The sequence below is a fragment of the Streptomyces sp. genome, assembly GCF_019510245.1.
Taxonomy (GTDB): Bacteria; Actinomycetota; Actinomycetes; order Streptomycetales; family Streptomycetaceae; genus Streptomyces.
Genome location: NZ_JAEKKT010000086.1, coordinates 1 through 11,734, shown reverse-complemented (window position 1 = coordinate 11,734; position 11,734 = coordinate 1). Strand labels below are relative to the sequence as shown.

The following is an 11,734-nucleotide window of genomic DNA, read 5'->3' as shown; positions in this document are numbered from 1 at the left end:
CACTGGACCCCCGATGCAATTTCGGACCAAACTGGACGCACGGCCCTCGTCACAGGCGGCAACAGCGGCATCGGACTGGAGACTGCGCGTGTGCTCGCTGCCCGTGGCGCGCGGATCATCCTTGCTGGACGCAGTGAGGCCAACCTCGGCAAAGCGGTGCAGCAGGTGCTTGCCGTGGCACCGAAGGCCGAGACCGGCACGCTGGTGGTCGACTTGTCGGACCTGACCTCGGTCCGCGAGGCGGCCTCTCGCATCGCCGAGACCGAGACGATCGACTTGCTGTTCAACAACGCCGGGGTGATGAACCTGCCGACCCGTCAGAGTACGCGTGACGGATTCGAGATGACCTTCGGTACCAACCATCTCGGCCACTTCGCGTTCGACGCGCAGTTGTGGCCCGCCGTTCTCCGCTCCCCGGCGCCTCGGGTGATCACGGTCAGTGCGATCGCCGCGCGCTGGCCCATGGGCCGGCTCGAGGACCTGATGAGCGAGAAGAGCTACCGGGGCATGGGTGCCTACGCCAAATCCAAGCGCGCCAACATCGTCTACACCCTCGAACTCGCCAGGCGCACCGCCGGCACGCCCCTCAAGGCGTTGGTGGTCCACCCGGGGGCCGCGATGACCAACCTTCAGCAGCACGGCAATGGCCCCCTGGCCAGGGTGTTCACCCCGATTGCCGAGCGCCTGCTCATGGGTTCGTCCGAGGGAGCTGCGTGGCCGTCGCTGTACGCCGCCAGCGCCTCCGACGTGGTGAGCGGGCAGTTCATCGGCCCTTCGGGACGCGATCAGACCTCCGGCACACCGAAGCCTGCCAGGCTCCCCCGCGGCGCGGACGATCTGCAGCAGGGCGCACGCCTGTGGGCGGAGAGCGAACGGCTGACTCAAGTCGCTTTCCGGCCCTGATACGCCATCGAGGCCCCCAGTCCCAGCCGGCGTTTCGCCGACCACGCCACCCTCGTCCTGCCCGGCCACGGGGTCCGCGGCTTCGTTGCCAATGCCTTCCCCGGCCTTGACGACGAACAGTTGCGCAGCCCGTCCCTCTCCCCGCTCTTCGCGAAGCTGGATAACCTCCCGCCTGCCCTGTTCACCGCGGGCACGCTCGATCCGCTTCTGCACGACAGCCTGTTCATGTCCGCCCGTTGGCAGGTCGTCGGCAACCACGCCGACCTCGATGTATGGCCCCGACGGCGTCCACGGCTTCACAACACGGCCCCCGGGACCGGCCGCGCTGTCGTCGAGCGCATCTCCTCCTGGTTCAACGCCCGTCTCTCCGCCTGATCCACCGACCGCAGGAGCACCACATGAACGCGCAGGTCAACATCTCCGTCGTCCAGGGATTCATCGACACCGTCCTGAACGGGGGCGATCTCCCCGCCCTGGACCGCTACTGGACCGAGGACATGGTCTGGCGCGGGGGCAGTCTCGGCGAGTATCCCGGCCTGGCGGACTTCAGGAAGTTCGCCGAGGCCAACGCCTCCGACGCGTTCACCGGCATGCACCTGGAGCCGCAGCGGTTCCTGGCCGACGGCGACACCGTCGTCGCGCTGTTCACCAACAGCGGCGTCAACACGGGCCCCTTCATGGGTATGCCCGCCACGGACAAGCCTGCAAAGTGGAACGGCGTGGGGATCTATCGCATCCACGACGGCAAGATCGCCGAGGCGACCTTCGTCGAGGACATCCTCGCCATGCTCCTGCAACTCGGCATTACCAGCCTGCCCTCCGCCTCCTGACACAGCGAGCCGTACCGGCGCGACATGATCCCGGCCAGCATCCACGGACACTGCCGGAATCGTCCCAGTCGCCGGTCCGCATCTTCCTCCGACGGCAGTGTCACACCTGCATCACGGACCTGGAGAAGGCACTGCTATGAAAATGACCGTCTTCGGCGCCAGCGGCAGTGTCGGCTCCGTTCTCATCCCCGAAGCACTGCGGAGGGGGCACGAGGTCATCGCCGTCACCCGCGACCCCTCCCACATCACGCTCTCTCATTCGAATCTGACGGTCGCGGTCGCCGAACTCGACTGCGTGCCAGCCCTGGAGAGGGCCCTCACCGGAGCCCAAGCAGTGATCATCAGCCTTGGCGACGTCTGCGACACAGGTTCCCGCGCCATACTCGCCGCGATGCGCAACACTGGCGTACAACGCGTGGAAGCGCTCACCGGATTCGGTACCAGCGTGATCAGCCGACGCCGACTCAACCCCGCGATGCGAGGCGTGGTGGGCGCAGTCCGCCTCTTCGCCCGTTCCGGCTTTTCGGCGAAGGAACGGCAGGATGCGCTGGTTCGCCCTTCCGGCCTCACGTACACGATCGTCCAGCCGCCCACCCTCACCTTCGGCCCCGCCACCGGCGCCTACCGGCAGGGGGATTACCAAGGCAGATCCATCCTCGGCAGGATCTCCCGAGCCGACCTCGCCGACTTCATGCTCGACAATCTGGAACAGGAGCGCTATCTGAATCAGTCCGTCTACGTGCAGAACTGACCACGTCCGCCGCACCCTCCGGCGTCGTCGTGTCGGGCCGCACCCATGACGGCGCGCTGCAGCACAGCGCCTCTCCTGAAGCCGCCGCCCGCTATGAGCGTGCGGCCAACGCCGGTGTCGCCGAACCGGGTGTTCTTACCCGCTCCATTGTGCGAATCAGGCCGCTGCCGCCCGATCACCGTTGCGCCCGACTCTGTGACGGTCGCCGGCCTCGGGTCGGATGGCGACCACCACAAGAGGCGGTGTCAGGCGGGCAGATGGTCGGCGCTGGTGTAGATGGACTTGTGGTCCAGGTAGCTGCTGAGCCCCTCGGGACCGTACTCGCGGCCGATGCCGCTCGCTTTCAGGCCGCCGAACGGGGAGTTGAAGTCGATCGCGTAGTAGTTGACGCCGATCGTGCCCGTGCGCACTCGCCGGGCCACCTCGATGCCCCGTGCCTCGTCCTGGGTCCAGACGGACCCGGCCAGCCCGTAATCGGAGTCGTTGGCGATCCGTACGGCGTCGGCCACGTCGTCGTACGCGATGATGGCGAGGACCGGTCCGAACACCTCCTCGCGGGCGAGCCGGTCGGAGTTGTCCACGTCGGCGAAGACCGTCGGTTCGACGAACCAGCCGCGGTCGTGGCCCGAGGGGCGCCCGCCGCCGGTGATGAGACGGGCCGACGACGCGCGGGCGTCCCCGATGTAGCCGAGCACCCGCTCTTGGTGGGTCTTGCTGGCCATCGGGCCGCAGGTCGTCGCCGGATCCAGCGGGTCGCCGACGACGAGGCCGGAGGCGAAGCCGGCCACGGCCTCGACGATCTCGTCATAGCGCGAGCGCGGTGCGAGGATCCGGGACTGGAGGGTGCAGGTTTGGTCGTTGTTCATGAAGGAGGCGCCGTCCAGACCGTCGACGAACTTGTCGAGGTCGGCGTCGTCGAGCACGATCGAGTCGGACTTGCCGCCGATTTCGAGAGTGCACCGGCGGATCAGACGCCCGCATTCGGCGGCGATCGCGCGACCGGCCGCAGTGGAGCCTGTGAAGGCGACCTTGTCGACGCCGGGATGGCTCACCAGGTAGGCGCCGGCCTCCCGGTCGGCGAGGACGATGTTGAGCACACCCGCGGGCAGGCCGGCCTCGAGGGCGGCGTCCGCCAGCAGATAGCTGTCGAGCGCGGTTTCCGGCGACGGCTTGAGCACAACGGTGCAGCCGGCCGCGAGGGCCGGGGCGAGCTTGCTCAGTGCCAGCCCGAGCGGGAAGTTCCAGGGAGTGATCGCCGCGACGACACCGACGGGTTCGCGGCGCACGATGGTGGCTCCCCGCATGCTGGGGCGGAGCGCTTCCAGGGGAAAATTCTCGACAAGATCGGCGTTGCGGCGTAGATGACCGGCCGGACCGAGCCCGTTGGTCTGTCGCGACAGGGCGATGGGCATCCCGTTCTCGCGGCTCACGAGGGTGCTGGCAAGGTCTGCTCGCTTGTCCCACGCGTCGGCGAAACGGCGCATGGCCTCGGCGCGCTCCGCTGCAGTGCTGCTGGCCCAGGGCCCGCTCTCCAGGGCGGCACGGGCGGCGTCGACGGCGGCGTCGATGTCGGTGGGGCCGGCCATCGCGGCGATGCCGATGGGTTCCTCGGTGGCGGCTTCCAAGGCCACATGGCGCTCATCGGTGCTGGGGTCCACCCAGTTGCCGCCGACGAAGAACATCGGCCGGTCGAAGGGGATCTGGTTCTGGACGGTGTTCATGGGAATCTCCTTGTAAGGAGCGAACGGCTCGGAAAGAGTCCGGAATGCTTCGGAACTGCTGGTCGAGTGACGCAGCCGCGGTGTGTGCGGGCAGGCTGGAACGGCGCGGATGGTGGGAGTCGCGGTGCATCCGCCGAATGCGAAGGCGGCGAGATGTCCGAGCGGGAGACGCTGCGGTCGGGTCGTCCGCCCGCAGAGGCGGTCAGCTGTTTTGGGGCACGGCGAGCAGCCGTCCGAAGACGGGCCGCAGACGAACAGTTGCTCTGCGTAGACGGTTATCCGGGTTCGCGCCCGGTGGCGTGCGGGTCGCCCGCCGGGGGCGGCTGATCCACGCGCGACTTCGGCGCCGCCCAACTGGCGAGCATCCGCAGCGCGTCCTCCGACGGGGTGTCCGGCTCGGGGGTGTACATGATCATTAGCTGACCGGGGTCGGCCAGCCGGGTCGATTCGTATGCGAGCTCGAAGTCGCCGACGACCGGATGGTGGACGCGTTTGACGCCAGTGGCGTACGAGCGCACGTCATGGCGAGCCCAGCGGACCCGGAAGTCTTCACTCCGCGTCGACAGCTCTCCGATCAGGGTCGTGAGCTCCGTGTCGTACGGCGTCCGGCCGGCTTCGGCGCGCAGCAGTTCGGCAGAGTCATCGGCGATTCTGTCCCAGTCGCGCCAAAAGGTACGGGCCGCCGGGTCGAGGAACGCGAAGCGGGCGGTGTTGACCGGCCGACCCGGGTCGGCGTACATCGGTTCGTAGAGCGCTCGGCCGAGCGCATTGGCGCCGATGATGTCGAGGCAGCCGGTGAACACGAACGCCGCGGTGGTGGTCATCGAGTCGAGGATGCGCTGAACCGGCGGCCGCAGCCGCGGCCGTGCAGTGGGCGGCGCGGGTCGGCGGGAGCGCCTGGCATCGAGCAGGTCACTCAGGTGCGCCCGCTCGGCATCGGTCAGCTGCAACGCATGATGGATGCCGTCGAGGACCGCTTCCGAGACACCGGTTGCGTCGCCGCGCTCGAGGCGTATGTAGTACTCAACGCTGATGCCGGCCAGTGCCGCGACTTCCTCGCGGCGCAGACCCTTGACCCGCCGATCGCCGCCGAACACCGTGAGACCCGCCTGCTCAGGGGTCAACCGTGCGCGGCGAGTCGCCAGGAACGCGCGAATCTCTTCCCGCACCCCGGGGCTGACCTGCTTGCCATCGCTCATGCAATTGACGGTACGCCGCCGCTCGCCCGCCAACGAGTCACGCTCAGTACCCCCCAGCGGATCTGTCACGGGCACAGCTGGGGGGCCTCGCTCGGGCCGGGCCCTCCGGGAGGGGCCGCTCATCGAGCCGCGGTGTCGTCGGTCCTCGCCACTGTCGCTGGGCCGATCACGATATTTACGGAGGGTGGCCCGGCGGGTGCCGGCGGCGGCCTTGGCGCCTTTTGCAGGCCCGAGTGTCAGAGGGCGGTATGGGACCTGATGTTCAATTCGCTGCTTCGTCCGGTGTGAGTTGGCAGGTCGCGGCGGCCCCGGGCGGCCTGCGGCCGCGGCTGGATGAGCAAGCCCTGCTCGATCTCGGCGAGGACCCGCGCTCGGCGAGCCTCTTGAGCTTCAGGCGGGTGTTGTTGCCGCAGGTGTGCGAGCGGCCCGCAGCAAGGCGTCAACCGTGGTGAACACCACCGTGATCTGCTTGTAGGCCGGATGGTCCGGCAGTTGCCGGGGCGCGGCCGGCTCGGGCAGTTCCAGCAGCGTCCTGCGGGTGATCCGGATCTTCTCGGCGGCCCGGTGAGATTCCTCCAGCTGCCCCCAGCTCGGGGGCGCCCTCTCCTTCAGCAACATGCTGAAGATCGGCCAGTTGGCCGGGATTCGAGAAGATGAGGAACCTGAAACACAGGCTGCGCGGCTGGCCAGCCTGGCCCGTACGCTGCGGGCACTGCACGAACGGCTGGACCGGCTCCAAGGCGCGGTGCCCGCTGCCAAGGCGCCTACTGGCGTCTCGCCCTGATCGCCGCACGGCGCCGTACCCCCTCGGCTCCGGGCGGCCCCGAGAAGCTCCCGGCAACCGCTGTGAATCAGCGGCGGCCGAGGGCTTCTCATCCCCGCCGAGCCCTGGACCTGCTCGAGGCGAGCCCGCTCAGCACAAGGGGAACTGCGAGCCGTCGTAGCTGGCTGTCCGCGACCGCTCCCACAGCGGGCGGGCATTGGGGCTCGTCATACAACGTCATCGTCGGCGACATCACCGGCGGCGCGCCAGAGGGGACACGATCTCCCGGGACACCTTGGGCGCGGTGTGGCGCAAGACCGGTGCACGAAGTCGGCCAGAGCCCGCATCCATCTACGAAGCCGGGCGTGAACCCGTTCGCCGCGGATCGGCAAGTACAGGGTGTGAACACCCGCCATCCTGACACCCACCGACCCCACCAACGGACGGACAGTCCATGACCGACTCGGCCGGCGGCGACGCCGAGCTCATCGCGGCCTCACTCGCCGAACCCGAGCATTTCGCAGCGCTCTTCGAGCGTCACGCCCCGGCGATCCACCAGTACGTCGCCCGACGACTGGGCCGGGACGCAGCCGACGACGTCACTGCCGAAACGTTTTTGACCGCCTTTCGGATACGGGCCCGGTTCGACCCGGCCCGCGCCGGCGTGCGGCCCTGGTTGTACGGCATCGCCGCCAAACAGATCGGCCGGCAACGCCGGGAGGAGGTCAGGGCGCTGAAGCTGCTCGCCCGCACCGGCCACGACCCGGTCGCCGACAGCTGGACCGATTCCGCCGACGACCGCCTGGCTGCCGAGGCCGCCGCCCGCCCACTGGCCGGGGCGCTGGCCCATCTCTCCGCGGGTGACCGGCACGTCCTGCTGCTCTTCGCCTGGGCCGACCTCAGCTACCAGGAGATCGCCCAAGCCCTCGACATCCCTGTCGGCACCGTCCGCTCCCGCCTCAACCGCGCCCGCCGCAAGCTGCGCACCGCAACCGGCGCGGCCGGCGGCCCCCTCACCGAAGCTCGCGTACACGAAGGTGACCCCGCATGAACGAGCTCTCCGAAACCCGCGGCCTGCGCGCCGACGCCCCCCTTCCCGACGCCGACCGGCTCGCCGCACCGCGGGCCCGGCTCACCGCGGCGCTCCGGCAGGAGACCCACCGCGGGCGCGCAGTCTCTCCCAGGCGCCGGATGATCCTGGTCGGCGCCGCCACCGCCGGAGCCCTCGCCGTGACCGCCGGGATCGTCGCGACGCTGCCCGAGGACAGCCCCCGCGCCCCCGCCGGGAAGCGCCCCCAGGTGCTGTCGGCGGGCGCCTCCGCCGACGCTCTCGAACTGGCCGCCGCGACCGTCGAGAAGCAAGACGGCACCGAACCCGGCCCCAAGCAGTGGGTGTACGAGAAGAGCACCGTCTTCGTCCAGGGCAAGCCGCAGACCAGCCAGGAGTGGACCCGCTGGGACGGCACCGGACAGGCCACTCTGCCCGGCATCCCCCCGGCCGGTGACATTTCGGAGTTCGACCCGGACGAGCTCCAGGTCTGGTACGGCCCCAACCAGGAGGAGAAGTGGAAGCGGGAGGGGTACGACGACCGCTCCCAGCGGCAGTTCTACCGCTTCCTCGCCACCCTGCCGAGCGACCCCGACCGCATGATGAAGCGCATCCGCGAGGAGCACGCCATCGGCTCCATCAACGGGGAGACGCGCGCACAGCGCGACTGGCGGGAGATCGACGTCCTGTACCGGTCGGTGCTGATCCCGCCGAACGTCCAGGCAGGCCTGTTCCGGGCTCTCGCGAAGATTCCCGGCGCCCGGGTGACGACCGGCGTCAAGGACCCGCTCGGCCGCGCGGCGATCGGCGTGAGCGTGAACTACGCCGAAAAGACGCCCTCAGGCTGGCAGGGCAAACAGGAGATCTTCTTTGATCCCGAGAGCTACGCCTACTTCGGGCAGATCCGCAACGACGGAGAGATGGTCAGCGCCCGCGCCGCCTGGGGCATCGTCAACAAACCCGGCGCCCACCCCTGAGCACCACGAGGGACGCCCGGTGCGACACCGGGCGCCTCTCGTCGTCATCTGTCACGGACTGGCTGTATTGACGGCCAAATACGCGTGGGGCGAGGGTAGTTAGTACGCCGTGGCCAGGGCGCAGTGCGCGCCGGGGGCCTCGTCATCCCGCCGGGTAGACTTCGCCGCCACCCTCCGCGCCTGGCTCGTTACGGCAGTCCGTCGCCACCGCCGCCAACCGACGTCGTAACCGAGCTCCACCGCGTAGGCCACGGTCGGTGGCGTACCAGGCCGGGCCGGCCGGTCGCCGGTCGGGGTGAAGGGGCTGGGCGCAGGCTCCCAGCTCGATGTGGGAGAGGTCGCCCAGCCAGGAGCCGGCCAGCTTCTTGCCGAAGGCCGGTCTCTGGACGTGGACCGGCGCGCAGAGGCCGACCGTCAGGCGGTTCGCCGCGGCGACGAAGGCCATGTTGACGTCCGCGCCCACCACGTACCAGCGCTCGCACTCCGCATCGGTGAGGGCGCGGGCCCAGGAGTACGCCTCTTCGCGCAGGACCTGGTCGGGGGTGCGCCGTTCCGTCAGAAGGTTGAGCGGGCCGGCCAGGGCAACGTCAGCAAGGCACGTACGGCGGGCACCACGTGAGGGGCGAAGACGCACCGGTTTCCTGCGCGTGCGTACGGCGCCCCAGGCCCGCCCATGACCATCGCTTGACCGACCTCAGGCCGGATCATGACCACCTATTCACGGCGCCATGACCTGCGATGATGCGTCTTTGACAGGAGGCTCGACGGGCTTGTAGACGTTGGGGGTTTGTGGACTTCCGGGACTCGCCTGCCGGGGATCGTCTCGTCGCATCCTGATCGACCAAAGGACAAAGAGTGTTCTCTTCCCATCACGTCGCCAAAACGGCACGTGTCATAGGTACTTTCGGCGCTGCGGCCGCACTCTCCGTCGGTGCCGCCCACACGGCGTTGGCGAACAGCATCAGCGACTTCTCGGCAGCGGCCGTGTGCGACGCAGGCGGCAACGGCGTCATCCGCGTCACCGACAAGGACGCCTCCGGTACCCCGGCCACCGTCACCCTTTACCTGCAGCTGAGCATGCCCGGCGGCGAACGGCTGGTCGACACAGAGACAATCGAGCACCCCACCTCGCAGGGCACCACCGCCGATCTCAACCCCTTGGACTGGTATGCCGGTGAGACCTTCCGGGTCCACGTCAAGGCGGGCGACCAAGTCGACGACGACATCCAGCCGCTGACCGTCGTAGCGGACGAGACCTGCGAGCCCTCCGGCCCCTCCTCCTCGGCGACCGCGACTGCCTCTTCGGCGTCTTCCGCCACCCCGACCACGTTGCCGAGCCCAGCAGAGAGCAGCAGCCCAGCCGCCGTGCCGGGTGCGAGCAGCGCCCCGTCGCCCCCGGGCGGTGGCACCGACCTCGCAGAGACCGGCGCGGGCAGCGGCACTGCGGTGATCGCCGGCATCGCCGCGGCCCTGGTCGTGGCCGGGGGCGGCATTGTCGTCGCGCTGCGCCGCCGAGCGGCACACCGCTCCCACTGAGAGTGCGGGATGCGAGCTCTTGTCCGTTTCGTGGTTGAGGTTGGGGAAGGACCGCTGGTTGCGGGTGGGGGGTGGTCCTCAGGCGCCCGGGCAGGTGAACAAGCCGGGTTCGGGTTCGATGAGGATGCCCCGGCTGACCAGGCGTTTCAGTTTGCAGCGGATGCCTTCGGTGTTCTTCGGGAGGATCGGCAGGTCGAGGGCCTGGCAAAGGTCGCGGGCGCGCATCGCCCGGCCTGCGGCGGCCAGGGCGGTGAGGATCTGCTGGTAGGCGGGGTGGTCCGGGATGTCGGGGCGGTCCGGTCCGGCGGCGGGTGAGGGCAGCGGGAGTGTGAGGAGGGTCTTGCGGGTGATGCGCAGGTTCTCGCTCTCCGCGTCGAGTTCGCCGAGTTCCGGGCGAGTTCTTCGATGCGGGCCCGGAACTGCCCGGCTTGGTCGGCCAGTTCTCGCTCATGCGGTCCTCCAGGAGGCGATGGTGGCTCCGGTGAGGCGGCGGCTCATGACGGAGGTCATCGCCCACAGAACGCGGGAGCGGGAGGAGGCGGGGCGGTGTTCGTAGTCGCGTACGAGACGGCGGTAGAACATCATGATACCGTTCGTCTGCTCCACGATCCACCGCTTGGCCTGCGGAACGAAGCCCTTGTCGTCCGGGGTGCGCTCGACGATCTCGACGTCGATGCCCACGTTCTCGCCGTGCTCGACGACCTTCTTCTTGAAGCCCTGGTCGACCAGTGCCTTGGTCACCGTGTCGCACTGCTCGGCGACACCGTCCAGCAGGGCGATGCCGGCGGTGTTGTCGTGCGCGGAGGCGGGCAGGACGACGCAGTCGATGACCAGGCCCAACACGTCCACGGCCAGGCATCTCTTCCTGCCCGGCACCTTCTTCGCGGCATCCCGGCCCGTCGTCGTGGCCGGGACCCCGACGGAAGCGTGGACGCTCTGCGTGTCCAGGACCACCAGGCTCCGGTCGGCTAATCGCTTCCGCTTCTCCCGCAACTGCCAGCGCAGCAGGTCGTGAACGTCCTGTTCGGTGCCCTCGTCACGCCAGAGGAGTTCAGCGAGCGCCGCGAGCGGTCCGCACGGCCCGGTGCGTCGTACTGGACCGCGCTGATCTCCACCTTCGGCGGATCGGGGCAGCGTGCGGCGAACTCGAGGAGTGTCCGGATCAGGTCGCCGAAGGCCCGGCGCGGCGGCGGCCACGGGGCGCAGCCGGCTGGCTTCCAGCAGGCCAGGGGGCGCGTTCCCCCCGTATCCGTTCGCTCCCGGACGGCTGCCTTCCCGTTCCATGACAGACGGGTTCTTCATGCCACGGGGCCGGGGGGACACACCGAGCACCAAGCACCTTATTCGGCCGCAGATTGTTGGGCGGCCACGCGCAGGCGCTTGGCCCTCCTGCTCGTGACAGCTTTGACCAAGATCAACACTGCCCACCACAGTTTCGCACCGGTCGGGGACACGAAGGCGAGCGGCACGGCGACGGCGAAGACCACCACCGTCGACGCCAGATCGGCCACGTCGTTGCGCGTAACGGGATCGGAAAGCGCCACGCTGCCCAGCCACGGGCGCTTCCACATCGCGACCGTCAGCGCGAGTTGAGCCGCCCCCACGGCCGCGACGGCGCCGGAGTAGACGGCCACCGCCTGCGACAGGTCTCCGTACTCGGCCAGCAAGGTGGTGGGGAAGGGCATGACGGCGACGAGCCCAAGGCACAGCAGCCCGATCCGGATGACCGCGCCGTCCACCTCCTGTGCGTACCGGAAGATCTGGTGGTGACCTCGCCAGAATGCCGCGATGACCACAAAACTGAGGGCATATGCCCACAGTTTGGGCATCGCCTCCCCCAGCGCATGCCTGAAACCGGCGGCATCCAGCCCGTCGGGCAACGTGATGTCCAACGCCAACAGCGTCATCGCAATGGCGAACACGCCGTCCGACAGCGCGAGAAATCGGGCCGCGCCCACCTTGTCGTCCTGCACTCGCTGGTGGCCACTCACACCCCTGACCATAAG

At 69.1% G+C, this 11,734-nt stretch carries 14 protein-coding genes and 1 pseudogene; 8 read left to right on the top strand and 7 right to left on the bottom strand.

Annotated elements, in window-relative coordinates:
* From JF597_RS05060 to JF597_RS05045, 4 genes are all read left to right on the top strand, one after another.
* A partial coding sequence (locus tag JF597_RS05060; RefSeq protein WP_293989561.1) for an oxidoreductase occupies positions 1 to 903 on the top strand: 903 nt, incomplete at its 5' end.
* 6 nt (positions 904 to 909) lie between these two features.
* Entirely contained in the window at positions 910 to 1,278 is a 369-nt protein-coding gene (locus tag JF597_RS05055; protein ID WP_366916378.1) for an alpha/beta hydrolase fold domain-containing protein, read from the top strand.
* Positions 1,279 to 1,301: 23 nt separating this feature from the next.
* Positions 1,302 to 1,733, top strand: coding sequence for an ester cyclase (locus JF597_RS05050; RefSeq protein ID WP_293989558.1), 432 nt, complete (start codon positions 1,302 to 1,304; stop codon positions 1,731 to 1,733).
* Positions 1,734 to 1,869: 136 nt separating this feature from the next.
* On the top strand, positions 1,870 to 2,484 hold the full coding sequence (locus JF597_RS05045; RefSeq protein WP_293989555.1) for an NAD(P)H-binding protein: 615 nt from the start codon (positions 1,870 to 1,872) through the stop codon (positions 2,482 to 2,484).
* Positions 2,485 to 2,729: 245 nt separating this feature from the next.
* Here JF597_RS05045 and JF597_RS05040 read toward each other — a convergent pair whose 3' ends face one another.
* The 3 genes from JF597_RS05040 to JF597_RS05030 form a co-directional block, all read right to left on the bottom strand.
* Complete coding sequence (locus JF597_RS05040) at positions 2,730 to 4,205, bottom strand: aldehyde dehydrogenase (RefSeq protein WP_293989552.1); 1,476 nt, start codon at positions 4,203 to 4,205, stop codon at positions 2,730 to 2,732.
* Positions 4,206 to 4,480: 275 nt separating this feature from the next.
* The gene (locus tag JF597_RS05035; RefSeq protein WP_293989550.1) at positions 4,481 to 5,404 is read right to left on the bottom strand and encodes a helix-turn-helix transcriptional regulator; all 924 of its coding nucleotides are present in this window, start codon (positions 5,402 to 5,404) and stop codon (positions 4,481 to 4,483) included.
* Between the two features lie 390 nt (positions 5,405 to 5,794).
* Complete coding sequence (locus JF597_RS05030; protein ID WP_293989547.1) at positions 5,795 to 6,022, bottom strand: hypothetical protein; 228 nt, start codon at positions 6,020 to 6,022, stop codon at positions 5,795 to 5,797.
* Between JF597_RS05030 and JF597_RS05025 the strand changes: the two genes are divergently transcribed.
* The 3 genes from JF597_RS05025 (at position 6,021) to JF597_RS05015 (ending at position 8,192) form a co-directional block, all read left to right on the top strand.
* On the top strand, positions 6,021 to 6,188 hold the full coding sequence (locus JF597_RS05025; protein ID WP_293989544.1) for a hypothetical protein: 168 nt from the start codon (positions 6,021 to 6,023) through the stop codon (positions 6,186 to 6,188). The genes JF597_RS05030 and JF597_RS05025 overlap by 2 nt on opposite strands.
* Positions 6,189 to 6,621: 433 nt before the next feature.
* Positions 6,622 to 7,218, top strand: a complete 597-nt coding sequence (locus JF597_RS05020) for a sigma-70 family RNA polymerase sigma factor (RefSeq protein WP_293989542.1) — start codon at positions 6,622 to 6,624, stop codon at positions 7,216 to 7,218.
* Positions 7,215 to 8,192, top strand: a complete 978-nt coding sequence (locus tag JF597_RS05015) for a CU044_5270 family protein (protein ID WP_293989539.1) — start codon at positions 7,215 to 7,217, stop codon at positions 8,190 to 8,192. Before JF597_RS05020 ends, JF597_RS05015 begins: the two co-directional genes overlap by 4 nt.
* A 219-nt stretch (positions 8,193 to 8,411) precedes the next feature.
* Here JF597_RS05015 and JF597_RS05010 read toward each other — a convergent pair.
* A pseudogene (locus tag JF597_RS05010) lies at positions 8,412 to 8,739 on the bottom strand (transcriptional regulator); the annotation flags it as partial.
* 308 nt (positions 8,740 to 9,047) lie between these two features.
* On the opposite strand from JF597_RS05010, the gene JF597_RS05005 reads away from it, so the two are divergent.
* Positions 9,048 to 9,728 (top strand): LAETG motif-containing sortase-dependent surface protein, encoded by a 681-nt coding sequence (locus tag JF597_RS05005; RefSeq protein ID WP_293989536.1) that lies wholly within the window; start codon positions 9,048 to 9,050, stop codon positions 9,726 to 9,728.
* A gap of 78 nt (positions 9,729 to 9,806) precedes the next feature.
* Here JF597_RS05005 and JF597_RS05000 read toward each other — a convergent pair whose 3' ends face one another.
* The 3 genes from JF597_RS05000 to JF597_RS04990 all read right to left on the bottom strand — a co-directional run bounded on the left by JF597_RS05000 (position 9,807) and on the right by JF597_RS04990 (position 11,731).
* A complete protein-coding gene (locus JF597_RS05000) occupies positions 9,807 to 9,953 on the bottom strand; it encodes a hypothetical protein (RefSeq protein ID WP_293989533.1) in 147 nt (48 codons plus the stop codon).
* Between the two features lie 222 nt (positions 9,954 to 10,175).
* Complete coding sequence (locus JF597_RS04995) at positions 10,176 to 11,012, bottom strand: transposase (protein ID WP_293989530.1); 837 nt, start codon at positions 11,010 to 11,012, stop codon at positions 10,176 to 10,178.
* A gap of 56 nt (positions 11,013 to 11,068) precedes the next feature.
* Positions 11,069 to 11,731, bottom strand: coding sequence for a TMEM175 family protein (locus tag JF597_RS04990; protein ID WP_293989564.1), 663 nt, complete (start codon positions 11,729 to 11,731; stop codon positions 11,069 to 11,071).
* Positions 11,732 to 11,734 lie beyond the last annotated feature (3 nt).